The sequence below is a fragment of the Methylobacterium sp. AC315 genome (assembly GCF_979253755.1).
Window position 1 is genome coordinate 295,953 of the sequence record NZ_CEEDEA010000004.1, and the last position, 23,877, is coordinate 319,829.

The window sequence follows — 23,877 nt, forward strand, 5'->3', positions numbered from 1 at the left end:
TGGCCACTTTCACGAAGGCGCGTAGACGGTTCGCGAAGGCCGCTCTTGGCTGATCCCGAGACTCCCACCCGGCCCTTCGACGTTTCGACGTATCTGCGTACGCCGGAGGACTCCGCCGCCTACCTATCTGCCGCCCTCGACGAACGATCCCGCTTCCTTCCGTCGAGCCCTGTGTGACGTTGCGCGCGCAGAGCATGGCGGTCGTCCCGTCGGCCCCCTTCGTCGAAAAATCCCTGATCCCTCACCCCGTCTTCCGTGCCGCCGCGTCGAGCTGGCCCGGGGTCGCCTGGGCGCCCATGGCCCGGGCCATGTCGGCGGCGCTCTGGCCGGCGGCATCGCGAAAGTCCGGGTCGGCGCCGTGCTCCAGCAGCAGCGCCACCATCTCGGTGCGGTCGAACATCGCCGCGGTCATCAGGGCGGTGCGGCTGCCGGTGCCGGTGCCGTTCACCGCGGCGCCGTGCTGGAGCAGCAGTCGGGCGACGGCGAGGTCGTTCTTGAACGCGGCGCCGGCCAGAGGCGTCTGGCCGCGATCGTTGGCGAGTTCCGGGTCGCCGCCGGCCTCCAGGATCACCCGGGTGGCGTCCGCTTGGCCGTTATAGGCCGCGAGCATCAGCAGGCTGTCGCCCTTGTCGTTGCGCAGGTTCGCCGGGAGCCCCTGCCCGAACAGCTCCGCCAGCTCGTCGGCGTGGCCCATCCGGGCGAACTGGAAGACCCGGCCCGCGAAAGCCAGGGTCGCGTCGTCGAGGGGCGGGGGCGTGTTCGTCTCGGAGGTCATCGTCGTTCGCCTGCTTCAACCAGGGCCGATCTGGGACGGGACCGTGCCCCTGTCCAGCGCCGGCCGAAACGCGCTTCATGAAAGGGTCGTTGCCGGACTCACGCGCATGTCACACCGGGCGGGGCTTCCTTGTCATGTCATCCGGGACCGGACTGACAGGGGGGATCATGGTCGACATTCGCGTGACGGAGCGTCGTGAGGATCCGGCGGCGGCCGCCGGATCCATGCGGATCGCCATCGTATTCCACTCGGGCTACGGCCACACGGCCCGCCAGGCCGAGGCTGTGGCACAGGGGGTGAGGCTCGTCGAAGGTGCCGACGCCCTGATTTTGCCCGTCGCAGACGTGGAGCGGTCCTGGGCCGTGCTGGAGGCCGCCCCAGCCATCATCTTCGGCACCCCGACGTATGTGGCCGGGCCGTCCGCGGCGTTCAAAACGTTCCAGGAATCGACTTCGAACCGGGTGATGGCCAAGGGTTATCCGTGGAAGGGCAAGATCGCCGCCGGGTTCACAAATTCCGGACAAGGGGCGTGAAGCCCTGGTCTGGCCCGGCATGCGAAGACGCCCAGCACCAGGCGGGAACGTTTTCCCCCGGATGCTCGTTGCAGCCGCCACCCGGGCCGTGACGGCCCGATCCGTCGCCGGAGCGAGCATGCCGCGCCCCTATGAGCCCTTCGCCGATGCGTTGCGCATCGCCCGCGACATCGTCCGCGACCGGGTCGGCGCGGTGACGCGGGCGGCCGTGCAGGCGGATCCCCACGCCTACGACGAGGCCTGCGACGCCCTCGCGCTCCGGATCGCCGAGGCGCTGGTCGACGAGGGCGAGGCGGTGGCGAGCCGCTATGCCGGCCGGGACGACCGGGCCGCCTGAAACCGGCGCGGTCAGCCGCGCTTGCGGCCGCCCCCGCCCTTGTATTTCGGCTTCTGGCCGCCGAGGCCCTGCGTCGAGCGCGGCTTGGGCCGCTCCTGCCAGGCCACCGCCCCCGCCGGCATCTCGCGGTCGGTGCCCGGGCCCATGTTGTCGAGTTCCGGCTTCGAGATCCGGGTCGCCCCGGCGCCGCGCGGCGCCTTGCGGCCGTACTTGCCGGCCTCGCGCTCGACGTCGCCCTGCCGGGCCATCGGGTCGTCCGAGACCAGCAGCTCCGTCGCCTGGAGACGCTTGAGCTCGTCGCGCAGGCGCGCGGCCTCCTCGAAGTCGAGATCGGCGGCGGCCGTCCGCATCCGCTTCTCCAGGTCGGCCAGCACCGCCTTGAGGTTGTGGCCCACCGTGATCGCGTCCTTGGCCAGGCCGGTATCGACCTGGACGTGGTCGCGCTCGTAGACGCTGTTGAGGATGTCGCTGATCCCGCGCTTCACGCTCTGGGGCGTGATGCCGTGCTCCTCGTTGTAGGCGAGCTGCTTGGTGCGGCGCCGCTCGGTCTCGGCCATCGCCCGCTCCATCGAGCCGGTGATGGAATCGGCGTACAGGATGCAGCGCGCGTCGGCGTTCCGGGCGGCCCGGCCGATGGTCTGGACCAGGGAGGTCTCCGAGCGCAGGAAGCCCTCCTTGTCGGCGTCCAGGATGGCGACCAGGGCGCATTCCGGGATGTCGAGGCCCTCGCGCAGCAGGTTGATGCCGATCAGGACGTCGAAGGCGCCGAGCCGCAGGTCGCGGATGATCTCGATCCGCTCCAGGGTGTCGATGTCGGAGTGCATGTAGCGCACCCGCACGCCGTTCTCGTGCAGGTACTCGGTGAGGTCTTCGGCCATGCGCTTGGTCAGCGTGGTCACGAGGGTCCGGTAGCCGGCCAGGGCGACCGCCTTGACCTCACCCAGCAGGTCGTCGACCTGCGCGCGCGCCGGGCGGATCTCGATCACCGGGTCGACCAGGCCGGTGGGGCGGATCACCTGCTCGGCGAAGACGCCACCGGTGCGCTCCATCTCCCACTTGCCGGGGGTGGCCGAGACGTGGACCGTCTGGGGCCGCATCGCGTCCCATTCCTCGAAGCGCAGCGGCCGATTGTCCAGGCAGGACGGCAGGCGGAAGCCGTACTCCGCCAGGGTCGCCTTGCGGCGGAAGTCGCCCCGGTACATGCCGCCGATCTGCGGCACGGTGACGTGGCTCTCGTCCGTGAACACCAGGGCGTTGTCGGGCAGGTACTCGAACAGGGTCGGCGGCGGCTCGCCGGGCCGGCGGCCGGTGAGGTAGCGGGAATAGTTCTCGATGCCGTTGCAGGCGCCGGTGGCCTCGATCATCTCGATGTCGAAGGTGCAGCGCTGGTCGATGCGCTGGGCCTCGATCAGCCGGCCCATCTTGGTCAATTCCTCGATCCGGCCGTTCAGCTCGTTCTTGATGCCCTTGATCGCCTGCTGCAGCGTCGGCCGCGGCGTGACGTAGTGGGAGTTGGCGTAGACCTTCACGAATTTCAGCTCGGCGATCTTCTTGCCGGTGAGCGGGTCGAACTCGACGATCGACTCGATCTCGTCGCCGAACATGCCGATCCGCCAGCCGCGATCTTCCAGGTGGGCCGGCCACAGCTCGATGGAATCGCCCCGCACCCGGAAGGTGCCGCGGGCGAAATCCGCCTGGATCCGCTTGTACTGGAGGGCCACGAGGTCGGCTACGAGCTGGCGCTGCTCGATCTTCTCACCCAGCGTCACGGTGAACGACATCGCCGTGTAGGTCTCGACCGAGCCGATGCCGTAGATGCACGAAACCGAGGCGACGATGATGACGTCGTCCCGTTCCAGCAGGGCGCGGGTGGCCGAATGGCGCATCCGGTCGATCTGCTCGTTGATCGACGATTCTTTTTCGATGAACGTGTCGGAGCGCGGGACATACGCCTCGGGCTGATAGTAATCGTAATACGAAACGAAATACTCGACGGCGTTGTCCGGGAAGAACGACTTGAACTCGCCGTAGAGCTGCGCCGCCAGGGTCTTGTTCGGGGCGAGGATCAGCGCCGGGCGCTGGGTCTGCTCGATGATCTTGGCCATCGTGAAGGTCTTGCCCGAACCGGTGACGCCCAGCAGCACCTGGTCGCGCTCGTGCGCCTGCACGCCCTTCACCAATTCGGCGATGGCGGTGGGCTGGTCGCCCGCCGGCTCGAACTCGGATTTCAGCGTGAACCGGAGGCCGCCCTCGGATTTCTGCGGCCGGTCCGGCCGGTGCGGCACCCAGGTCTGGCCGTCCTTGAACAGCGGGTTGCCCTCGATGAGCAGCCGCTCCAGCGCCGTCACGGTCGCGGAGGCGCCGCCGTCGCCGCCCGGATCCGGCAGCTCTGCGCCCGCGGGCACGGGCCCGTCCTCGGGCGGGGTCAGCCCCAGGGCCTGGGCGAGGCGCGGATCGACCTCGGCCGCGTCGCCGAGCGCGTAGCCGGCCTGGGCCGCCTCGGCGAAGCCGTCGCGGGCGATCTCGACCTTGCGGGTGGCCGCCTTGCCGGTCGACTCCTTGGCGGGCCGTCCCTTGGGCTTGCCCGGAGGCGGCTTCTCCAGCTCCGCCGCGATCGGCGGCGGCCGGTTGCGGTTCAGCGCCGGGTTCAGCAGTTCCGCCAGGTAGGTGTCGAGCGGCTTCAGCTCGGGCTTCGACGCCTTGGCCGACGAGGCCGAGACGGATACGGCGCGCGGCTTCTTCGGAGCGGGCGTGTTCTTCGGAGCGGGCATGGGTCCAATATGGGCCCCGCACGCGCCGCGAGAAACCCTCGGCCGCGCGGAGTTTTCACGCTTTCCCGGATGAGGCCCGCCGATGACCGCACCGATCCATCCCGAGACCCGCATCGGGCACGTCCACCTCAAGGTGGCCGACCTGGACCGGGCGCTCGGGTTCTATTGCGGGATCCTCGGCCTGGGCCTGACCCAGCGCTTCGGCACGCGCGCCGCCTTCGTCGCGGCCGGGGGCTACCACCACCATATCGGGCTCAACACCTGGGAGAGCCTCGGCGGCCTGCCGCCGGCCCCGGGCACCACCGGCCTGTACCATCTCGCCCTGCTCTACCCGACCCGGGCCGCCCTGGCGGATGCCCTGCGCCGGGTCGAGGCGGCCGGCATCCCCCTGGACGGCGCCAGCGACCACGGCGTCAGCGAGGCCCTGTACCTGCGCGACCCGGACGGGAACGGCGTCGAGCTCTACCGGGACCGGCCGGAGGCGGAGTGGCCCCGCGCTCCGGACGGCGCCCTGCGGATGGTCACGGCCCCGCTCGATCTCGATGCTCTTCGCCGCGAAGATGGATAATTACAACTCTTAGGTAGAATTCACCGTGCTTTGGCCTGGACCGGACCGGTCGATGCTGAGAAAATTCGGTCCCATCACCCGGTGAATTGGCTTGCGGCGACCGGAGCCCGTCGGTACTTTGCGGCGCAAAGCATGATGCAGGGCGGGGGCTGAAGCTCATGCAGGACCTGGACAAGGCGCTGGCCGACATCGTGGCGATCCGGTCGCAGATCGCCCGCGATACCGCGTTCCGCGGCCTGGGCGCCGCCACCGTGGCGGGCACCGGCGGCCTGTCGCTCGCCTGCGCGGTGGGCCAAGCCCTGTGGCTCGGCGATCCGTCGGCCCGGCCGGCCCTGTTCTTCGGCCTGTGGATCGGCGCCGCCCTGGTGGCGTTCGCGCTGATCGGGGTCGAGGCGGTCCGGCGCAGCCGCCGGCTCCATTCCGGCCTCGCCGACGCGATGGTGTGGAACGCCATCGAGGTGTTCATGCCGGCCGCCGGCACCGGGGCGTGCCTGGCCCTGGTGATCGCCCGCTTCGCTCCGGAAGAGGTCTGGATGCTGCCCGGCCTGTGGCAGGTGCTGGTCGGGCTCGGCCTGTTCGCCTCGGCGCGGATCCTGCCCCGGGCGGTCCAGGGCGTCGGCGCCTGGTACCTGCTCACCGGCCTCGCCGCGCTGGCGTTCGCGGCCGAGACCCGCACCCTGTCGCCCTGGACCATGGGACTTCCCTTCGTGGTCGGCCAGATCTGGCTGGCCGGCCTCATCCATCGCGGCGCCCGGGCCTTCGATGATGACCTCTGACCGCGACGACGGACGGTTCTCCTACGAGGGGCTGGACCGGATCATCCACGAGCGGGCGCGGCTCAGCGTGCTCACCTCCCTGGTGGCCCATCCCAAGGGGTTGCCGTTCCCCGACCTCAAGCGCCTGTGCGGGCTGACCGACGGCAACCTGAGCCGCCACCTGGCCGTGCTCAGCGAGGCCGACCTGGTGAGCCTCGAGAAGGGGTTTTCGCTCAACCGGACGCAGACGGTGTGCCGGATGACGCCGACCGGGCGCCGGCGCTTCATCTTCTATCTCGGCGTGCTCGAGCAGGTGGTGCGCGACGCGGCGGCGGCGGCCGAGCGAAGTCCGGACGGCGGGGTGCGCGGCCTCGATCCGGCCACGAAACCGGCCTGAGAACGCCGGATCGCGCAGAGACTGTCAACGCAAACCGAATAAACCTCAGCGATACGCCCATGCCGGGAGACTTTACGATGCAAAGCGAAGCGGGGCCGGGGGGGCTGCACGCCGCGATCATCATGGACGGCAACGGGCGCTGGGCGACGCAGCGCGGCCTGCCGCGTCTGGCGGGCCACCATCGCGGCGTCGAGGCGATCCGGCGCACCGCCGAGGCCTGCCCGGATCTCGGCATCGGCACGCTCACGCTCTACGCCTTCTCGGCCGACAACTGGCAGCGCCCCGACGACGAGGTCGGCGGCCTGATGCGGCTGCTGCGCTCCTACCTGCGCAACGAGACCCAGCGGCTCGCCCGCACCGGCACCCGGCTCAGCGTCGTGGGCCGGCGCGACCGCCTGCCCCGGGGCATCCCGGAGGCGATCGCGGCCGCCGAGGCGGCCACGGCGGCCGGCACCCGCCTGCACCTGCGGATCTGCGTCGACTATTCCGCGCGGGACGCCATCATCGCGGCGGCGCAGGCGCTCCAGGGCGGCGACGCCTCCCGCGAGAGTTTCGGCGCGCTGGTGGCCGGGCAGATGCACGGCTCGCCGGTGGACGTGGACCTCGTGATCCGCACCGGCGGCGAGCAGCGCCTGTCGGATTTCCTGCTGTGGGAGGCGGCCTATGCCGAACTCCACTTCACCGATCGGATGTGGCCCGATTTCGGCCCCGACGACCTCGCCGCGGCGACGGCCGACTTCGCCCGCCGGGACCGCCGCTTCGGCGGCCTGAAGGCGCCGGCGGTCCCGGCGGCGGCCTGACCCCCGGCCCGCTTGACGGGCGCGCCGGCTCAGGCAGAGGCTTTCCGTCATGACTGAAACGCTCGCCAACCGCCGCGTCCTCCTCGTCATCGGCGGCGGCATCGCGGCCTACAAGGCCCTCGACCTGATCCGGCGCCTGCGCGAGCGGGGCGCCAGCGTCTGCCCGGTGCTGACCGCGGGGGCGCAGGAATTCGTGACGCCGCTCGCTGCCGCGGCGCTCGCGGGCGAGCGGGCCCATACCGACCTGTTCGACCGGGCCGAGGAGGCGGATATCGGCCACATCAAGCTGGCCCGCCAGGCGGACGCCGTCGTGGTGGCGCCGGCGACCGCCAACCTGATGGCCCGGATGGCGGGCGGCCACGCCGCCGACCTCGCGACCACGATCCTGCTGGCCACAACCCTGCCGATCCTGATCGCGCCGGCCATGAACGTGCAGATGTGGGCGCATCCGGCGACGAGCCGCAACCGCGCGACCCTGGAGGGCGACGGAATCCGCCTCGTCGGGCCGAATGCCGGCAAGATGGCCGAGGCGGAGACCGGCCCCGGCCGCATGGCCGAGCCCAACGAGATCGCCGACGCCCTCGAGCGGATGCTGGCCGCGGCGGGCGACGGGGCCCCGGGCCTCGGCTTCCTGTCGGGCCGCCGGAGCGCGCCCGCCCGCCCCCTCGCCGGCCGTCGGGTGCTCGTGACCTCCGGGCCGACCCACGAGCCGATCGACCCGGTGCGCTACCTCGCCAACCGCTCCTCCGGGCGCCAGGGCCACGCGATCGCGGCTGCCGCCGCCGAGGCCGGCGCCACCGTGACGCTGGTCTCCGGGCCGGTCTCGATCCCGGATCCCGCCGGCGTCGGCGTGGTGCGGGTCGAGACCGCCCGGGAGATGCTGGCGGCGGTCGAGGCGGCCCTGCCCGCCGACATCGCGATCTTCGCGGCCGCGGTGGCCGACTGGCGCCCCGAGACCGAAGCCGGCGCGAAGAAGATCAAGAAGGACGGCGCCGGCCCGGTGCCGCTGCCGCTGGTCGAGAACCCCGACATCCTCGCCACCGTCGCGCATCTGGAGACCGGGCGGCCCCCCCTGGTGGTCGGCTTCGCCGCCGAGACCGACACGGTGCTCGACCACGCCCGGGCCAAGATCGCCCGGAAGGGGTGCGACCTGATCGTGGCCAACGACGTCTCCGCCGCGGGCGGCGTCATGGGCGGGACCGACAACACCGTCCACCTGATCCACCGCGACGGCGCGTTGGAGACCTGGCCGCGCCTCGGAAAGGACGAGGTCGCCCGCCGCCTGGTCGCGCATCTGGCCGGCCTGCTGGTTCGCTGAGGCGGCATCGGACCCGCAGAATCGACCGCGCGAAGCCGATTTCGCCGCGGGTGTGGCGGCGAAGCCTCGGCCGTTTCGTGGATCTTCGCGCTTCGCAAAGCTGGCTTCCGGCCAAGATGAAGCCAGCAAAGAACGTTGCGAATGTGGACACGGCGTTCACATCGGACGATCGATCATGTGGTTGCCCACGTATTAACCCGATCGATCTCCCGATTTAAAAAAACAGTCGGTATTTGAAATCTGTTTTATGTCCTCAAAATATGGCGGGTTTTCTAAGTCTGTTCTTGAGATTGAATTATAGACCTCGCTCAAACAAATACAAACTGTCTCTGTAAACTTGCAATTTGCGGTTTTACGATGGTGTAAGTCCACGGCGCCGAACAGAAGACTGTCGGCTCGGGGGCGTTATGGATCATGGAACGTAGACTTCTATCGGGATGGGCGGCTGCTCTGCTGGTCATCGGAGCCTGTCCTTGTGTTGGACTGGCGCAGGCACAGCCCTCGGCGCCCCGAAACACGGAAGAATCGACGATCCTGCCGGATCCGAATGCGCCGCAGCGCCTGCCGCTGGATCGGCCCTCGACGCCCGCGCCGGACACCCGCCCCGCCGTGGGCTCGGTGGATCCGCGCAATATCGGCCCGAAATTCGGCCTGCTCGGCAATCTCGGCGGTATCCGCGATCGGCTCTGGGAGCACGGCATCCTGCTCAACCTCGGCTACGTCTACGAGGGCGCCACGAACGCGGCCGGTGGGGATCGCACGCTGGCGCGCGGAGCGGCCCAGTTCACCGCCAAGGGCCTGTTCGATTTCGAGAAGATGTTCGGCCTGGAGGGCGGGTCCGGCGCGGTCACGCTCACCCACCGCCACGGCCGCGACCTGACCCTCGACGCGCATCTCGGCACGCAGACCAGCGTCGAGGAGATCTACGGCCGCAGCCGCATCTGGCGGTTGAGCCAGTTCTGGTACGATCAGAAGTTCGGCCCCTGGGTGGACCTGAAGATCGGCCGGATGCCGTCGAGCGACGACTTCGCCGGCTTCGCCTGCGAGTTCCAGCTCAACGCCCTGTGCGGCGCCCCGACCGGCAAGATCGCCGGCAACTACATCTACAACTACCCGGTCGGGCAATGGGCGACCCGCCTGCGCGTCGGCACGGCGGATACGGCCTACGTCCAGGTCGGCGCCTACCAGGTCAATCCGGACAACCTCGTCGACGGCTTCAGCTTCAACTTCAGCAAGGGCACCGGCGCCCTGATCCTGTCCGAGGCGGGCTGGTTCCCGAAGGTCGGCGGCGCGGGCTATGCCGGCAGCTACAAGGTCGGCGGCTGGCACGAGACCAGTGGCGGCAACGACGTCTACCTGAACGACCGGCGCCTGCCGTTTCCCATGTACCGGGGACAGCCGCTGCATCACGACGGCCGGAACGGCCTGTATTTCGTCGGTGTCCAGGAGGTCTACCGCCCGGATCCCGCCAACACCGTCCGCAACGTCTCGGCCTTCGTCCGGGCCGTGGCCAGTGACCGGGAGACCTCAATCTACTCGGCCCAGGTGACGGGCGGGTTCATCTACAAGGGCTGGTGCGCGGAGCGTCCGAACGACTGGATCGGCTTCGGCGCCGGCCAGACGACCCCGAATCCCCGGGCGGTCGAGGCCATCGAGCTGAGCAACCTGGTCACCCGGACCAACCGGCGGCTGCCGTGGCAGGAGCGCTTCGTCGAGGCGTTCTACAGCATCGCGGTGACCGACAACATCGTCGTCCGACCCAACATCCAGTACATCACCCGGCGGGCCACGCCGGAGCAGAAGCCCGACGTCGTGGTGTTCGGCCTGACCTCGTTGATCACCTTCTGAGTGCTTTGAACGCCCCCCGTGAGGAGGGGCCCGGGGATGGGGGATGCGTCGGATCGCGCGGAGCCGCGCCTTCAGAACCGCCCCCACCCCCACCTCCCCCACACGAGGGAGTGAGCCCTCGGCACGCCCTGCGCGGACTTCGTCGCCCGCGCGGCTCTGGGGGGGGGGCGTGCCGCGCGCCGTCATCGCGCCCGGCCCGGAGCCGTGGTCGAAACGCCCCACCCCGGCGCGATGACCAGTGACCCGCGCGATTGCGAGCGTAAATACACCGTTAAACAGCTTTCAATTGAAACGAAGGCGCCAAAATTTTCCGACGGATGCAGTTCCGATACGAATGAGTTCGAGTATCGATTGTCAGCCCGCGACATCGGTTGGAGAGAGGTCAAACAGACTCGTTGTCATAACATTCGACAAATGATGCGGTGTAAGACATGACCTCGCAACCGCCGGGCTTCGGGAGTTGTGCGATGATCCGCCTGCAAAATATTTCGATCCGAATGACGATGAGCGTGGTGCTCTTCGTCTTGGGTCTGATTATCTTCACCTATGCAACGTCCGCGCTGATCGGAGCCCGTGCTTCTGCTGTCCAGGCCGAGGCGGGTATCTCGCTCGTGCGGGCGAGCCGCGCGCTGCTCCAGACCCTGTACGCGACGCGGCTGGAGCGGGGCGCCACCCTGCAGTTCCTGGCCGCCGGCCAGCCGATGGATGCCGAGACCCTGTCCGGGCTCTACACGGAGCGGCAGCGGGCGGTCGCCGGCATCGCCGCCGCGACGACACTGGTGGGCGACCTGGATCTGCCCTCCGTCCGGGCGACGCTCGGTCAGCTTCAGGCGTCCCGCGAGCGTGTCGAGCGCCTCCGCCCCCGGGTGGATGACGCCCTGAAGGTGTCGAAGGCCCAGCGTGACGCCTCCGTCACCGCGGAGGCGCAGACGGCCTTCCTCGCCATGCTCGACACCCTGACGGCGACGACGGATGCGGTCGATGCCGCGATCCCGCGCTCCGATACCGTCCTGGAGCGCGATCTCGCCCTCAAGCGCTCGGCCTGGGCGACCCGCATGGCGCTCGGCGCCATCGCGCTGCGGATCCAGACATCCCTGTCGGCCGGGACGCCCTGGTCGCCCGCCGAGACTGTCGCCGCCGCCGAGGAGCGGGGGCGGCTCGACGCCACGTGGAAGCTTGCCGCGGAGACGTCGGCGACCCTCTCGGGCACCGTCCGGGCGGCCTTCGACAAGGCCCGCACCAACAATTTCGAGGGCGCGCCCCTCGACCGGCGCATCGCGGTCTCGACAGCTTTGGCGCAAGCTCAGCCGCCGGGGATCACGCTCCAGCAGGCGCGCAAGCTCGACACCCCGGAACAGGCCACCCTCGTGGACCTCGCCTACGCCGCCCTCGACGAGATGATCGCGCGCGCCGAGACCCTGGCCCAGGATGCACGCAGCGTCCTGGTGCGCAACGTGGCGGCGCTGCTGGTCTCCGGGCTGCTCGTCGCCCTCGGCCTGGTCGCCCTGTTCCGCTTGGTGCTGCGTCCGATCCGGACGATGACCGGGACCATGCAGGCCCTGGCCGACGGCGACGCGTCGGTCGAGGTGCCGCTGCGCGACCGCAACACCGAGGTGGGCGCGATGGCGCGGACGGTGCAGGTGTTCAAGGACAACCTGATCCGCACCCGCGCGCTTGAGGCCGAGACCGTGCAGGAACGGTTGTCCGCCGAGGTGCAGCGTCGTGACGGCATGCGGGCTTTGGCCGAGTCGTTCGAGACCGCGGTCGGCGGCATCATCAAACAGGTGTCGGTCTCCGCCACGGACCTGCAAGCCACCGCACAAACCCTGACCGCAACGGTCGATCGGACGGCTGGCCAGGCCGTCACAGTCGCCTCCGCAGCCGAGGAGGCCGCCAGCAACGTCAACACGGTGGCGGCCGCCGCCGAGGAACTGGGAACCTCGGTCGAGGAGATCGGCCGGCAGGTCGATGGATCGGCCAAGCTCGCGCAGGGCGCGGTGGGCGAGACCGATCGGACCGGGGCGCTGGTACAAGAGTTGAGCAGCGCCGTGGCGCGGATCGGCGACGTGGTCGGGCTGATCTCGTCCATCGCCGCCCAGACGAACCTGCTGGCGCTCAATGCGACGATCGAGGCGGCGCGCGCGGGTGAGGCCGGGCGCGGCTTCGCGGTCGTCGCCGCCGAAGTGAAGGCGCTGGCCGAGCAGACCGCCAAGGCCACCGAGGAGATCTCCGGGCAGATCGCACGCGTCCAGACCTCGACGGGCCAGGCGGTCTCGGCGATCGGCGCGATCACCGGACGGATCCAGGAAATCAGCGCCGTGTCGACCAGTATCGCCGCCGCGGTTGAGGAGCAGGGCGCCGCCACCCAGGAGATCGTCCGCAATGTCGGGCAGGCGGCGACCGGCACCGGTGCGGTGACCAGCAACATCGTCGGCGTGGCGGGGGCGGTGGAGCAGGCCGGGCGGGCGGCGAACCAGGTCCTGGGGTCGGCCTCGGTCCTGTCGCGCCAGTCCGAGCAGCTCACCGCGGAAGTGACCCGCTTCCTGATGAACGTGCGTACGGTCTACGCGATGGCGCCGCGTCAGATCCAGCTCGTGCGGGACAGCTTCGAGAAGGTCCGGCCGATCGCCGGTACGGCGGCCGACCTGTTCTACGGACGCCTGTTCGAGATCGCCCCGCAGGTCCGCTCCATGTTTCCGGACGACATGGCCCCGCAGAAGAAGAAGCTGATGACGATGCTCGGGCTCGCGGTCGCCAATCTGGATCAACCGGCGACTCTGACGGCCAGGGTCCAGGAACTCGGCCAGCGTCACGTGGGCTACGGCACGAGGAACGACCATTTCGCGCCGGTCGGCGCCGCCCTGCTCTGGACCTTGGAGCAGGGGCTCGGCCCGGCCTTCACGCCGGAGGTTCGGGACGCTTGGACCGAAACCTACAACCTCATCGTGGACCTCATGAAAACCGCGTCCGCCGACATCGCCGCCTGACCCGACACCGGGCGGAGCCAAGCTGTCGGGTTTCGCTCCGACGACCCGCCGCAGGACGGCGCGCCCGTCGCACGTCCGAACCCCGATCCGTCGGATCGCGCGCCTCCCTGGCCTGGACCGGCTCGAGTCGATAGAAGGCCCCCCGACGGCCGGCGCGGACGGCGCCGGCTCCAGGGAGATACCATGCCTCGCCTGTCCCTCATTGCCGGAGCCGCGTTCATCGCCATGACAGCAGCCGCGAATGCCGAGATCGTCACCCTGCCCTCGGGCCTGAAGTACCAGGATGAAGTGGTGGGCACCGGGCCCGAGCCGAAGGCCGGCCAGCAGGTCACCGTGCAGTACACGGGCTGGCTCGACGAGGGTGGCAAGAAGGGCAAGAAGTTCGATTCCTCCCGCGACCGCAACCAGCCCTTCAGCTTCCCGCTGGGCGCCGGCCAGGTGATCAAGGGCTGGGATCTCGGCGTCGCCACCATGAAGACCGGGGGCAAGCGCACCCTGATCATCCCGCCGGAGCTGGGCTACGGCGCCCGGGGCGCCGGCGGCGTGATCCCGCCGAACGCCACGCTGATCTTCGACGTCGAACTCCTCGGCGCGAAGTAGTCTGACCGCTGCGCGAGCGCGAGACTCCGAGACAATGCTGTTCGCGCAGCTGCCCGACGAGCTGTTCAAGCCGCTGGCCTCGCCGAGCCGGGGCTTCAACGCGGCCCTGCTGCTGCACCTGCACCGGCGCGTCCTCGGGGCGGAGCCGGTGCGCAAGGCCGAGCTGCTCGCCGAGATCGGCGATTTCGCCGCCGGCTGGAGCGACCCCGAGATCCTGGGCGACGAGCCGATCTCCGCGGATCCGGCCGAACGCCGCAACGCCCTCTACCGGCGCCTCCTGGAGACCGGCTGGCTGCTCGAGCGCCGCGAGCGCTACGTCCCGGTGGCCGAGTTCGACCCGGAGGCACGCCTCCTGCTCGAGGAGCTGTCGCGCCTGGAGCGGGGCGAGACCCGCTCGTATGGCGGCGCGGTGCTGGAGGTGCTGGGCGGCCTGGAGAGCGCCGTCTCCGATCCGGCCAACCGCTCCGAGGCCCTGTCCAACGCCGCCCGGGCGTCCGCCGCGTTCCTGGCCCATGTCCGCGGACTCGCCGCCGGCATGCGCAAGGTCGAGGAGCGGATCCTGCGCGAGCCCGACCGGGCCAAGACCTTCCGGCTGTTCTTCGAGGATTTCGTCGAACGCCACCTGATCAGCGACTACCGGACGCTGCACACCCGGTTCAATCCGTTCCGGTTTCGCGCCAGCGTGGTCCGCGAGGCCGGGCGGGCGCTGCGCGACGCCCTCACGGTGCGGGCGCTGGCCGAGGGGCAGATCCGCGAGGGCCGCAGCCCCGACCTCGACACCGCGCAGCGCGCGGTCCGGGCCGATCTCGCCCAGATCCTCTCGGTGTTCGAGGGGCTCGACAACCATCTCGACGCGGTCGATGCCGTGGTGGCGCGCCTGGAACGGCGGATCGGCGCCGCGCTCCATGCCATGGACCGGCCGGACCCTTCGGGGATCGAGCGGGTCGCCGGGATGCTGCGCGCCGTCGGCGCCGCCGAGGTCGCGCCGGAGGTGCCGCCGGTGGTGTCGCTGCTCCGGCCGCCGATCGGCCAGGGTCACCTGCAGACGCCGCGCGCCCGCCGCAGCGCCATCGAGGTCGAACCGCTGCCGGATATCGACGACGACCCCGCGGTGGATGCCTTCGCGGCCGCCAAGGCCGAGTTCCGCCGCCGCACCACCGTCACGCCGGAGACCATGACGGCCTTCGTCGAGGCGCGGCTCGGCAAGGCCGTATCGCTGCGCGGCTCGCAGATCGCGATCGAGGGGGTCGACGACTTCGTGGTGTTCCAGCGCCTGCGCGAGATCGAGGTGCTGTTCGACGCGCGGCTGCGCGACCGCTACGCGGTGGTCCGGCTGCCCGAGCGGCTGGCCAACGGCTGGCTGGACTGTCCCGATTTCCTGCTGGAGCGGCGTGCCGGTGCTTGAGGGATTTCGCGCGATCATCGACGGCGACGAGCCGCCGCCGCCGGGTGCCCGCGCTCCGGACGCCGAGGAGCTGTGCCGCGCCCTCCAGGTGATGCTCAAGGGCCAGGTGATCTACGCCGACACGCCCGGCATCGGCCGCTCCTACGAGCTGGCCCGGCACTACGCGCCGTTCTTCACCGATTACTTCGCCTGCCTGGGCTACGCGCTCACGGTCTCGCACCGCGACCAGATGGTGTCGCTGAGCCCCGCCGCCGACGCGCCCCGGCACGACATCGCCTCCGAGCGCCTGCGCAAGGACGAGACCCTGGTGCTGCTGGCGCTGCGGCTGCTCTACGAGGAGGGCCTGCGCGACAACCGCGCCGGCACGGACGGGATCGTCGCGTGCACCACCGACGAGATCGTGGAGAAGATCCGGGCCGTCGCCCGCAACGAGCCCCCGGAAGAGGGCCGGCTCGCCGACATCCTGCGCCTCTACGCCCGGCGCGGGGGCCTGCGGATGGGCGAGCGCGACCGGGTCGAGCGGGTCACGCCGCTGTCGCTGCTGCCGGGCCTCGCGGTGCTGGCCTCCGACGCCTGGCTGGAGCGCCTGCGGGCGTGGTCGGAAGCCGGGGAGCTCTGAGGGCGGACCTCGGCACCGCTGGCGGATGAACCGCGCCCGGTTCCCGGACGCCTGGACCGTCAGGGGGTGCCATGTCGCTGCGCGCGGACGCGTCGCGTCCCGCTGGATCGCCGGCCGCTCACGCTGCCTGCGCCCGGGAAAGAGGCTCGGCGCAAACGGTAACCCGGCGTCTCAAGCCGCGCGCACCGTCGCCAGAAAATGCTCGACCTCCTCGCCGAGCTGCGCCGCCTGCCGGGCCATCTCGGAGGCCGAATCGAGCACCTGCCCGGCCGCTTGCCCGGTCGCCGCTGCGGCGCCGGCCACGCCGGTGACGTTGGCGGTCACCGCCTCGGTTCCGGTGGCGGCCTGGGTGACGTTGCGGACGATCTCCTGGGTCGCGGCGCCCTGCTCCTCCACGGCGGCGGCGATCGCGGTCGCCATCCCGCTGATGTCGCGGATGCGGGCCGCGATGCCGTCGATCGCCCGCACCGCCTCGCCGGTCGAGCCCTGGATCCGGCCGATCTGCGCCGCGATCTCGGCGGTGGCCCGGGCGGTCTGGGCCGCGAGCGCCTTCACCTCGGTGGCGACGACCGCGAAGCCGCGCCCCGCCTCCCCGGCCCGCGCGGCCTCGATGGTGGCGTTCAGGGCCAGCAGGTTGGTCTGGTCGGCGATCGAGGAGATCAGCGTCACGACTTCCCCGACCCGCTGCGCCCCCGTGCTCAGGGCCTGGACCAGCTGCGCGGTCGCGGCCGCCTCGTGGACGGCGGCCTGGGCCAGATCGGCCGATGCGCCGACCTGGCGCCCGATCTCGTCCACCGTCGAGCCCAGTTGCTCGGCCGCCACCGCCACCGTGGTCACGTTGGTGGAGGCCTGCTCGGCCGCCGCCGCCGCGCCGGTCGACCGGCCGGCGGTCTGCGACGCGGTCGCGTTCAGGCCCTGGGCGGTGGCCTGCAACCGAGTCGCCGCCGCGGTCACCGAGCCGAGGATGCCGCCGACGGCGCCCTCGAACCGGTCGGCCAGCGTCCGCGTCGCCTCCCGGCGCTGGGTCTCGGACTCGGCGCGGGCTCGTGCCGCCTCGCCCTCGAGGGTGCGGGTATGCAGCAGGTTCCGCCGGAACACCGCCACGGTGGCCGACATGGCGCCGATCTCGTCCCGGCGGGCCGCGTAGGGGATCTCCGCCTGCACGTCGCCGTCCGCCAGCCGGCGCATGGCCTGGGTCATGACGGTGATCGGGCGCGAGACGCCGACGAAGCTGTAGAGCGTCGCCCCCAGGGCGATCAGCAGCGTGACGCCCAGCATGATCACGGTCGAGCGGACCGCCTCGGCCTGGCTCCCGCGGGCGCTGCGCCCGGCCGCGTCGCCGGCCTGGATGTTCATCTCGGCCAGCGCGTGCGCGGCTCCGGCGGCGGCGACGTAATGGCCGTTCATCGCTCCGCGGAAATACGACATCGCCGGGTCGCGCTGCTCGAGCGTGAAGCCGCGCAGGCGCTCCCAGTCGTAGTGCTGCACCTTGAGCTTGGCGAGCAGGTCGTCGAACCGGGCCTTCTCGTCGGGCGAGGCGATCAGCGTCCGATAGGCCTCGACCTTGGCGTTCCGCTCCCGGGTCAGCCCCTCGACCTCCTTGACGGTGAGCTGCCGCTCGGTCTCGGCCATCGCGGTGACGAAGCGGACCTGCGTGAGCCGCGACCGGATCACCAGCGCCTCGATGGCCTGCGCCTCGTTCATCGACAGGACCGCGTGATCGAGCAGCGTCGCGAGCTGGCGGTCGAGTGCGATCATCCGATGGATCGCGAACCCGCCCTGAAGCGTGGCGGCCAGGAGGAGCAGGGCGAAGAGGCCGCTCAAGGTAAACTTTAGACTGGTGCGCATGGTTTTCATGGATCCCCCCGGCGGGACGATACAGGCGCGAAATTGTCTGACAAGTTGCGAATCCCGGTTGAGGTGACAGCTCGGCGCCGGGAACGCCGAAGCTTGCATGCGCGGCCGAACCCGGCCAACTGGTCCGAACATCCTTCCGACAGCGGCCCGGCCTCCCGACATCGTGTACGTCCTCACCGACATCGCCATCTCGAACTGGTACCTGATCCGGCGCGAGCAGATCCGCCTCCGGGGCGCCGCCGCCCTGGTCGGGCCGACGGGGGCCGGCAAGTCCACGATCTTCGACGCGGTCGGCACGGTGCTCGCCGGCAACAACGCCAGCCGGCTTGCGCTGAACGCCTCGGCCTCCGGACGCAGCGCCCGCACGGTGCGCGACTATTGCCTGGGCTGGATCAGCGATCCGGCGGAGGGCGGACGGCCGACGCGGGAATCCTGCGAGACCGTGCTGGCCCTGGTGTTCGAGAACCCCGCCTCGGGCCGCACCGTCACGGTCGGGCTGGCGCTGGCGGCCCGGGCGGTGGAGCCGCGTGAGACCGTGCTGTCCCGCTTCATCGCGGTCGGGCACCGGTTCGAGGTCGCCGACTATACCCGCACCGCACCGGGCGGCAGCTTCACGGCGCCGTGGAGCGAGATCGCCGCGGATCTGCGCGCCCGGGCGGCGAGCTTCACCGAGTACCGGACCTCCGGCGAGCGCTTCACCGCCGACATCCTGGCGACCCTGCGCGAGGGCGCGCCCTCCCCCGAGCCCCGGCACTTCCTGCGCAGCTTCTCCAACGCCGTGGCGTTCAAGCCGATCTTCGACACCAGCGCCTTCGTGCGCGCCTTCGTGCTCGACCCGGAGCCCCTGGACGTCGAGCGGGTGCGGCTCTCCATCGCCAACTGGCGCCGCCTGCTCGAGACGATCGGCGAACTGGAGAGCCGTCTCGCCCGGCTGCGGCGCCTGCGCGACCGCTACGAGGCCTGGGGCGAGGCGGTGCTGGCCGCTGCCACCCACGAGTTCGCGGCGGCCTGCGCCGAGCTGCGCCGCCGCAACCTCGACCTCGTCGCGGTCCGCCTGCGCCTGCGCGAGGGTGCCGACACGTTGCGGATCGCCCGGGAGCGGGTCGCGGCGAGCCGCGGCCACGTCCGGGAGATCGACGGCGAGATCGCCGAGAAGAAGGCCCTGCTCGCCGGCAGCGCCGCGGAGGGCCGGCTCGCCGCCTCGACGCTGGGCCTGTCGATGCTGGAGCGGGACCGGAAGGACCTCTCCACCCGGATCGCCGACCACGTCGGCCTGGTCGGCCAGATGGGCAAGCTTCAGCCGGTCGCCCCGATCCTGCGACAGGCCTGCCCGCCGGCGGCCCGCCTCGCGGAATCCTGCGCCCGGGCCGGCCTGCGCCGGGAATCCTCGCCCGACGAGATCCTGCGCCCGGACGGGCCCCTGGCGGACCTGATCGACGGGCTGCGGCGCCTGCCGGAATTCGACGAGGCCCTGGAGCGGGCGGCCGAGGATGCCGCCCTGAAGGCCCGCGCGCAGGAGAGCGAGGCCGAGCGCACCGCGCCGCGCACCGGCGCCGGCCCGGCGGCGCGCCTGTCCTCCGATACGGTCGCGTTCCGGGGGGAGTTGGCCCGGCGCGACATCGACGCGCTGCCGATCTGCGAGCTGGCCGAGATCGTCGACCCGACCTGGGGGCCCGCGCTGGAGGGCCTGCTCGGGCGCGCCCGCGAGGCCCTGGTGGTGGCGCCCGACCGGTTGAGCGAGGCGCTGGGCGTCCTGCAATCGGGCCGCGACCGGTTCCACCGCTGCATCCTGGTCAAGACCACCGACACCGCGAAGCAGCGGGCGCGCCGCTACGATGACGGCCCGCTCACCGTGATCGAGACCCGCGACCCGCACGCGGAGGCGTTTTTGGGGGTGCGGCTCGGGGGCTACGACCTGGCAAAGGACGATGCCGAGCTCGCCCGCCTGTCCCGCGCCGTCGCGCCGAGCGGCCGGACCACGGCCGGCATGGCCTATTCGGTGACCCGCAGCGTCGATCTGCTGATGACCCGCGGCCATCGCGGGCCCACGGTGGACAGCCGCAGGGCGCACGAGGCCGCGGTTGCGGAGGCCCGGCGGCTGCGCGGCGAGGCGGCGGTCCTGCGCGAGGCCGCCCGCACCGCCGCGGCGGTCCGGGCCCGCATCGCGCGCGGCCTCGACGACGTCGATACCCTGCGGAGCGAGCTGGACGGGCTGGAGGGGCGGCGGCGCACGCTCCAGACCGAGCGCGAGGGCATCGAGAAGCGCGACAATGCCGGCCTCACCGCCGAGATCGCCGCGCTGACCACCGAGCGGATCGGCTACCTGCGGGAATTGTCCGACGATCTGGAACCGAAGCTCGACCGCCTGCTCGCCGACGAGGCGGCGCTGCGGGGGCGCCTCGGGACCGTGCGCGAGGCCGCCCGCGCGGCGCTGGCGGCCCGGCGCTCAGCCCTGCGGCAGGCGATGGGCGGCGACGCGGCGCGGGTGCGCCTCGCCCGCTCCGAGACGTTCGGCATCGGCGTGATCGCGCAGGCGCGGGGTGCGCTCGCGGGCCTCGACGCCAAGGCCGCGGGCACACGGGCCGCCACAGAGCGCGGGCTCGCCCGGGAGGCCGCCGAGGCGGCCCGCTCGCACGGGCGCGTCGCCGAGCGCGAGCTGACCGAGGCCTGCTCGGCCTGGCGGGTCGAGAATCCGCTGAACGCCGGCGACGCCCCGGCGATCGACGGCTACGCCTGGGTCTCCAAGGAATACGAGGCCGTCGAGGGCCACGAGCTGCGCCGCTACCGCGCCCAGGCCGAGCGGGCCGAGGTCGAGATGCGCCGGCTCATGACCGAGGATCTTCTGACCCGCCTGGCCGACCGGTTCGAGCGGGTCCATGCCCGGCTCGCCGCCCTGAACGAGCGGCTCTCGGCGCGCAGCTTCACCGGCCAGACCTACGCGTTCGAGGCGGCGGTGGACCGGCGCTACGCCGCCGTCCACGCCCTGGCCACCGAGACCGCCCGCTCCCCCGAGGCCGCGCAGGCGCTGCTGGCCGGCGAAACCGAGGGGCCGATGGCGGCGGCGCTGGAAGAGATCACCGCGCTGATCGCCGGCCAGGAGGATGCGGCCCGGCTCGCCGATTACCGCAACTACTTCGTGTACGAGATCGGCATGAAGGACGCGGCCGGCAACCGCACGACGATGTCGGCGCGGGCGCTGCGCGGGTCCGGCGGCGAGGCGCAGGCGCCGTTCTACGTGGCGATCGCGGCTTCGCTGGCGAGCGCCTACTATCCGGGCGACCGGCCCGGCGACGAGAATCCGGGCCTGGGCCTCTGTCTCCTCGACGAGGCGTTCTCCAAGCTCGACGTGCGCAACAGCCAGGCGCTGGTCGATCTCTACCGCGCCTGGGGATTGCAGCTGCTGATCGCCGCCCCCGAGGACAAGCGCACGACGCTGACCGAGGTGATGGACACCATCGTCACCGTCTACAAGAGCCCGGATCTGACGTCGGTGCGGATCGAGGCCGAGCACCCGTTGGAGGCGGCGCGCCGGGCGCTGCACGCGATCAACCCGGAGCAGGTCGGGGTCGAGGGCTTCCGCCACTCCGACGCCGCGGAGTGAGCCGGCGGGGTACCGATTGCGATCCCCGATATCCCCGCTGTTCCTGAGCCGCGCCCAGGTTCGCTCAGTGCAGGCCCCGTGCCAGGGCCACGCTGCCGCGGACGATCACCAGCGCCTGGAACCCGATCGCGCCGAGCATCCATGTGACGATCTCGGCCTTCGTCTCGGCGAGGGCGGCCTTGTTGGCGAGCCGCAGCGCCTCGATCTCGGACTTGGTCGAGAGCCGCAGCGCCTCGATATCCGTCCGGACCGCGGCGATGTCGGTCTTGGTCGCCAGATCGTTCTGGATCGCCTCGGCGATGGCGTCGGCCAGACCTTCGGCCTGCTCCGAGGACATTTTGGCCTTGTCGCGGAGCGTGCGGACGAACCGCAGGGTGTCGAAAGCAACGGCTGTCGCGGACGCGGCTCGCACTCTTGAGAAGAGGCTGGCCTGAAGTGCAGCTTCAGGCTCCGTTCGTCCAGCATACGAACGGAGCTGGCGCACGGGCGACGTGACCTTGGCAGGATCGATCGACCGCCTCGCCGTCATCCGGCGGGCGCGGCACGACCGGTCGGCAATTCGTCACGGCGCCGCCGATCGGCGGGGCTCTGCGCTGCGACGACCCCAGCAGGTCGACCCTCCTCGCGCAAAGCCACTTTGGATCCGCTGGAACCGGTCAGTTCAGGTAGGTGCGGATCCAGTTCGGGGAGAGGATCTCGCCCTCCTCGGTGATGATCCAGGGCTGCTTGGCCGGATCGGTCAGGGCGCCCGCGGCGGCGGCGATCGCCTCGCGCAGGGTGCCGTACCGCTCGGGCTGGGCCAGCGGGGCGCTCGCCGGGGCCGTGCGCCAGATCGTGAGATCGGCCGGGCGTTCGAGAGCTTCGGTTTCCATGATGTCGTGTCCTTCCGAACCGTTTTGGACCGTTCAGATCCCCGCCGCCCGGTCGAGCCGGTGTGCCGCGGGATCCGAGAGGCTGAGCGTCAATGCAAGCATCTCTGCGGCAGCTTTGCGATTAATTTGGGCATTTCAGGCACCAGTATCTAGTCCTACTACGTAGGATAAGGTGCGGTGCCTTGTTCCATGCCCAAACCGGCCATGCCTGATCCGCCGTGAACTTGCGAGAATTGTGGCCACCGATTGATGACCATTCCGTTAGCCAATGCGCGCCAGTCTCCGAGGTGCGCCAGAACACGTCAGGGCCCCGGCGGAGACCGTGCTTCCCCTGTGTTGACGCCCCGATCCTGAACGCGCACTTAAGGCTTTCCCCGCGCGTCCTGCGCCGCTGCCCCGCCGCCGCCCCTTCGCTGCCTCGTCCTGACCTGGAGACCGCCCCCGTGCCGGATCGTACCGTGCGCATCGTGCTCGCCGCGGTCCTGGTCCTGCTGGCGCTCTACGTCGCCCAACCCTACGTGCAGGCGCTGCTCTACGCGGCCGAGACGCCGCGGGCGGTGACCGCACGCGGCGATCTGGCCCAGTCCGAATCTGCCACGATCGCGCTGTTCGAGCGAGCGAGCCCCTCGGTCGTTCACGTCTTCGCGCGGAGCGCCGCGACCGGGCGCGACCTGCTCGACGCGGACGACGAGGGCGGCGAGCAGGGCGGCACGCAGACCGGCACCGGCTTCGTCTGGGACGGGGCCGGCCACGTCGTCACCAACACGCATGTCGTGCAGAACGCGGCGCAATCCGGCGGCTCGGTTTCGGTGCGGATGAGCGACGGAGAGGTGGTCTCCGCGACCCTGGTGGGGCTGGCGCCGTCCTACGACCTCGCGGTCCTGCGGCTCGGGCGGGTGGCCAAGATGCCGCCGCCCCTGGCGATCGGGACCTCGGCGGACCTGAAGGTCGGCCAGTCGACCTTCGCGATCGGCAACCCGTTCGGCCTCGACCACACCCTGACCACCGGCGTGATCAGCGCCGTGCGCCGGCGGATGCCGACCAGCGCCGGGCGTGAGCTATCCGGCGTCATCCAGACCGACGCGGCGATCAACCCCGGCAATTCCGGCGGCCCCTTGCTCGATTCCGCCGGCCGGCTGATCGGGGTCAACACCGCCATCGTCTCGCCATCGGGGGCCAGCGCCGGCATCGGGTTCGCGATCCCGGTGGACGTGGTCAACCGGGTCGTCCCGGAGCTGATCCGGGTGGGGCGGGTGCGCAACCCCGGCATCGGCATCATCGCCGCCCAGGAGGCCGCCGCCGCCCGGCTGGGGATCGACGGCGTGGTGGTGCTGCGGGTCCTGCCCGGGTCGCCCGCGTCCCAGGCCGGCCTGCGCGGCGTCGACCCGCAATCCGGCGATCTCGGCGACGTGATCGTGGCGGCCGAGGACCGGCCGATCCGCCGGCTGGCCGACCTCACCGCGGCGATCGAGGAGGCCGGCCTCGGCGCGGCCATCAACCTGAAGGTCGTGCGCGGCGGCCGGATCCGGGAGGTCCGCATCACCACCGCGGATGTCGCGGAGAACCGCCGGTGAGGCGGCTGCCCGGCCTCGTGCTGCTCGTCCTGGTCTCCGCCGGCATCGCGCAGGCCGCCGAGACGCGGGTGCGGTCCCGCCTCTGCCCGGAGGACCTGCCGGAGGGTGTCCGCCTGCCGCCGCCGCCCGGCTGCGACGTTCCGGCCCACGCCCCGACGACGGCCCCGCGCGGGTTCTACGATCTGGGTGACGGCACCACGGTGCGGATCGGTGGCCGCGTCGGCGCCGAATTCGGCGCGCGGCGATAACGGCGGCGGTTC

General features: G+C 71.2%; 20 protein-coding genes. 15 read left to right on the top strand and 5 right to left on the bottom strand.

Annotated features, from left to right (window positions below; translation table 11 throughout):
* Positions 1-241: 241 nt before the first annotated feature.
* Positions 242-775 carry an ankyrin repeat domain-containing protein gene (locus tag AC0IY0_RS09180; RefSeq protein WP_471763652.1) on the bottom strand — a complete coding sequence of 178 codons (534 nt, stop codon included), beginning with the start codon at positions 773-775 and terminating at the stop codon, positions 242-244.
* A gap of 167 nt (positions 776-942) precedes the next feature.
* On the opposite strand from AC0IY0_RS09180, the gene AC0IY0_RS09185 reads away from it, so the two are divergent.
* Both AC0IY0_RS09185 and AC0IY0_RS09190 read left to right on the top strand, forming a co-directional pair.
* Positions 943-1,308 (top strand): flavodoxin family protein, encoded by a 366-nt coding sequence (locus tag AC0IY0_RS09185; RefSeq protein WP_471763653.1) that lies wholly within the window; start codon positions 943-945, stop codon positions 1,306-1,308.
* A 118-nt stretch (positions 1,309-1,426) separates the two neighbouring features.
* Positions 1,427-1,645, top strand: a complete 219-nt coding sequence (locus tag AC0IY0_RS09190; protein ID WP_147909354.1) for a hypothetical protein — start codon at positions 1,427-1,429, stop codon at positions 1,643-1,645.
* 11 nt (positions 1,646-1,656) lie between these two features.
* On the opposite strand, the gene uvrB is transcribed toward AC0IY0_RS09190, so the two are convergent.
* Positions 1,657-4,416, bottom strand: coding sequence for an excinuclease ABC subunit UvrB (uvrB, locus tag AC0IY0_RS09195; protein ID WP_471763654.1), 2,760 nt, complete (start codon positions 4,414-4,416; stop codon positions 1,657-1,659).
* Positions 4,417-4,498: 82 nt separating this feature from the next.
* On the opposite strand from uvrB, the gene AC0IY0_RS09200 reads away from it, so the two are divergent.
* The 10 genes from AC0IY0_RS09200 to AC0IY0_RS09245 all read left to right on the top strand — a co-directional run bounded on the left by AC0IY0_RS09200 (position 4,499) and on the right by AC0IY0_RS09245 (position 15,713).
* Complete coding sequence (locus AC0IY0_RS09200) at positions 4,499-4,984, top strand: VOC family protein (RefSeq protein WP_147940690.1); 486 nt, start codon at positions 4,499-4,501, stop codon at positions 4,982-4,984.
* A 158-nt stretch (positions 4,985-5,142) separates the two neighbouring features.
* The gene (locus AC0IY0_RS09205) at positions 5,143-5,760 is read left to right on the top strand and encodes a hypothetical protein (protein WP_147909351.1); all 618 of its coding nucleotides are present in this window, start codon (positions 5,143-5,145) and stop codon (positions 5,758-5,760) included.
* Positions 5,747-6,136 carry a transcriptional regulator gene (locus AC0IY0_RS09210; RefSeq protein WP_147857943.1) on the top strand — a complete coding sequence of 130 codons (390 nt, stop codon included), beginning with the start codon at positions 5,747-5,749 and terminating at the stop codon, positions 6,134-6,136. The genes AC0IY0_RS09205 and AC0IY0_RS09210 overlap by 14 nt, the downstream gene beginning before the upstream one ends.
* A gap of 77 nt (positions 6,137-6,213) precedes the next feature.
* Positions 6,214-6,936, top strand: coding sequence for a di-trans,poly-cis-decaprenylcistransferase (locus AC0IY0_RS09215; RefSeq protein WP_147909350.1), 723 nt, complete (start codon positions 6,214-6,216; stop codon positions 6,934-6,936).
* A 49-nt stretch (positions 6,937-6,985) separates the two neighbouring features.
* Positions 6,986-8,254 (top strand): bifunctional phosphopantothenoylcysteine decarboxylase/phosphopantothenate--cysteine ligase CoaBC, encoded by a 1,269-nt coding sequence (coaBC, locus tag AC0IY0_RS09220; RefSeq protein WP_471763655.1) that lies wholly within the window; start codon positions 6,986-6,988, stop codon positions 8,252-8,254.
* A 414-nt stretch (positions 8,255-8,668) separates the two neighbouring features.
* On the top strand, positions 8,669-10,102 hold the full coding sequence (locus tag AC0IY0_RS09225) for a carbohydrate porin (protein WP_471763656.1): 1,434 nt from the start codon (positions 8,669-8,671) through the stop codon (positions 10,100-10,102).
* Between the two features lie 503 nt (positions 10,103-10,605).
* A complete protein-coding gene (locus tag AC0IY0_RS09230) occupies positions 10,606-13,089 on the top strand; it encodes a methyl-accepting chemotaxis protein (protein ID WP_471763657.1) in 2,484 nt (827 codons plus the stop codon).
* Between the two features lie 183 nt (positions 13,090-13,272).
* On the top strand, positions 13,273-13,689 hold the full coding sequence (locus AC0IY0_RS09235) for an FKBP-type peptidyl-prolyl cis-trans isomerase (protein WP_007569323.1): 417 nt from the start codon (positions 13,273-13,275) through the stop codon (positions 13,687-13,689).
* A gap of 34 nt (positions 13,690-13,723) precedes the next feature.
* On the top strand, positions 13,724-15,094 hold the full coding sequence (locus AC0IY0_RS09240) for a Wadjet anti-phage system protein JetA family protein (protein WP_419829578.1): 1,371 nt from the start codon (positions 13,724-13,726) through the stop codon (positions 15,092-15,094).
* Positions 15,087-15,713 (top strand): DUF4194 domain-containing protein, encoded by a 627-nt coding sequence (locus tag AC0IY0_RS09245; RefSeq protein ID WP_147909955.1) that lies wholly within the window; start codon positions 15,087-15,089, stop codon positions 15,711-15,713. The genes AC0IY0_RS09240 and AC0IY0_RS09245 overlap by 8 nt, the downstream gene beginning before the upstream one ends.
* A gap of 171 nt (positions 15,714-15,884) precedes the next feature.
* On the opposite strand, the gene AC0IY0_RS09250 is transcribed toward AC0IY0_RS09245, so the two are convergent.
* Positions 15,885-17,561, bottom strand: coding sequence for a methyl-accepting chemotaxis protein (locus tag AC0IY0_RS09250; protein WP_147909964.1), 1,677 nt, complete (start codon positions 17,559-17,561; stop codon positions 15,885-15,887).
* 172 nt (positions 17,562-17,733) lie between these two features.
* Here AC0IY0_RS09250 and AC0IY0_RS09255 point away from each other — a divergent pair, with 172 nt between their 5' ends.
* The gene (locus AC0IY0_RS09255) at positions 17,734-21,171 is read left to right on the top strand and encodes an SbcC/MukB-like Walker B domain-containing protein (RefSeq protein WP_471763658.1); all 3,438 of its coding nucleotides are present in this window, start codon (positions 17,734-17,736) and stop codon (positions 21,169-21,171) included.
* A 64-nt stretch (positions 21,172-21,235) separates the two neighbouring features.
* On the opposite strand, the gene AC0IY0_RS09260 is transcribed toward AC0IY0_RS09255, so the two are convergent.
* The gene (locus tag AC0IY0_RS09260) at positions 21,236-21,508 is read right to left on the bottom strand and encodes a DUF1640 domain-containing protein (RefSeq protein ID WP_471763659.1); all 273 of its coding nucleotides are present in this window, start codon (positions 21,506-21,508) and stop codon (positions 21,236-21,238) included.
* A gap of 319 nt (positions 21,509-21,827) precedes the next feature.
* A complete protein-coding gene (locus AC0IY0_RS09265; RefSeq protein WP_147909957.1) occupies positions 21,828-22,043 on the bottom strand; it encodes a hypothetical protein in 216 nt (71 codons plus the stop codon).
* A 443-nt stretch (positions 22,044-22,486) separates the two neighbouring features.
* Between AC0IY0_RS09265 and AC0IY0_RS09270 the strand changes: the two genes are divergently transcribed.
* Together AC0IY0_RS09270 and AC0IY0_RS09275 are read left to right on the top strand one after the other, a co-directional pair.
* Entirely contained in the window at positions 22,487-23,617 is a 1,131-nt protein-coding gene (locus AC0IY0_RS09270) for a S1C family serine protease (protein ID WP_419829575.1), read from the top strand.
* A complete protein-coding gene (locus AC0IY0_RS09275) occupies positions 23,614-23,865 on the top strand; it encodes a hypothetical protein (protein WP_147909959.1) in 252 nt (83 codons plus the stop codon). Before AC0IY0_RS09270 ends, AC0IY0_RS09275 begins: the two co-directional genes overlap by 4 nt.
* The last annotated feature ends 12 nt before the right edge of the window (positions 23,866-23,877 follow it).

Bases quoted from the DNA above. Each gene is read 5' to 3' on its own strand.
- AC0IY0_RS09180 (WP_471763652.1), bottom strand. From the start codon at position 775: ATGACCTCCGAGACGAACACGCCCCCGCCCCTCGACGACGCGACCCTG.
- AC0IY0_RS09185 (WP_471763653.1), top strand. From the start codon at position 943: ATGGTCGACATTCGCGTGACGGAGCGTCGTGAGGATCCGGCGGCGGCC.
- AC0IY0_RS09190 (WP_147909354.1), top strand. From the start codon at position 1,427: ATGCCGCGCCCCTATGAGCCCTTCGCCGATGCGTTGCGCATCGCCCGC.
- uvrB (WP_471763654.1), bottom strand. From the start codon at position 4,416: ATGCCCGCTCCGAAGAACACGCCCGCTCCGAAGAAGCCGCGCGCCGTA.
- AC0IY0_RS09200 (WP_147940690.1), top strand. From the start codon at position 4,499: ATGACCGCACCGATCCATCCCGAGACCCGCATCGGGCACGTCCACCTC.
- AC0IY0_RS09205 (WP_147909351.1), top strand. From the start codon at position 5,143: ATGCAGGACCTGGACAAGGCGCTGGCCGACATCGTGGCGATCCGGTCG.
- AC0IY0_RS09210 (WP_147857943.1), top strand. From the start codon at position 5,747: ATGATGACCTCTGACCGCGACGACGGACGGTTCTCCTACGAGGGGCTG.
- AC0IY0_RS09215 (WP_147909350.1), top strand. From the start codon at position 6,214: ATGCAAAGCGAAGCGGGGCCGGGGGGGCTGCACGCCGCGATCATCATG.
- coaBC (WP_471763655.1), top strand. From the start codon at position 6,986: ATGACTGAAACGCTCGCCAACCGCCGCGTCCTCCTCGTCATCGGCGGC.
- AC0IY0_RS09225 (WP_471763656.1), top strand. From the start codon at position 8,669: ATGGAACGTAGACTTCTATCGGGATGGGCGGCTGCTCTGCTGGTCATC.
- AC0IY0_RS09230 (WP_471763657.1), top strand. From the start codon at position 10,606: ATGAGCGTGGTGCTCTTCGTCTTGGGTCTGATTATCTTCACCTATGCA.
- AC0IY0_RS09235 (WP_007569323.1), top strand. From the start codon at position 13,273: ATGCCTCGCCTGTCCCTCATTGCCGGAGCCGCGTTCATCGCCATGACA.
- AC0IY0_RS09240 (WP_419829578.1), top strand. From the start codon at position 13,724: ATGCTGTTCGCGCAGCTGCCCGACGAGCTGTTCAAGCCGCTGGCCTCG.
- AC0IY0_RS09250 (WP_147909964.1), bottom strand. From the start codon at position 17,561: ATGCGCACCAGTCTAAAGTTTACCTTGAGCGGCCTCTTCGCCCTGCTC.
- AC0IY0_RS09260 (WP_471763659.1), bottom strand. From the start codon at position 21,508: ATGTCCTCGGAGCAGGCCGAAGGTCTGGCCGACGCCATCGCCGAGGCG.
- AC0IY0_RS09265 (WP_147909957.1), bottom strand. From the start codon at position 22,043: ATGGAAACCGAAGCTCTCGAACGCCCGGCCGATCTCACGATCTGGCGC.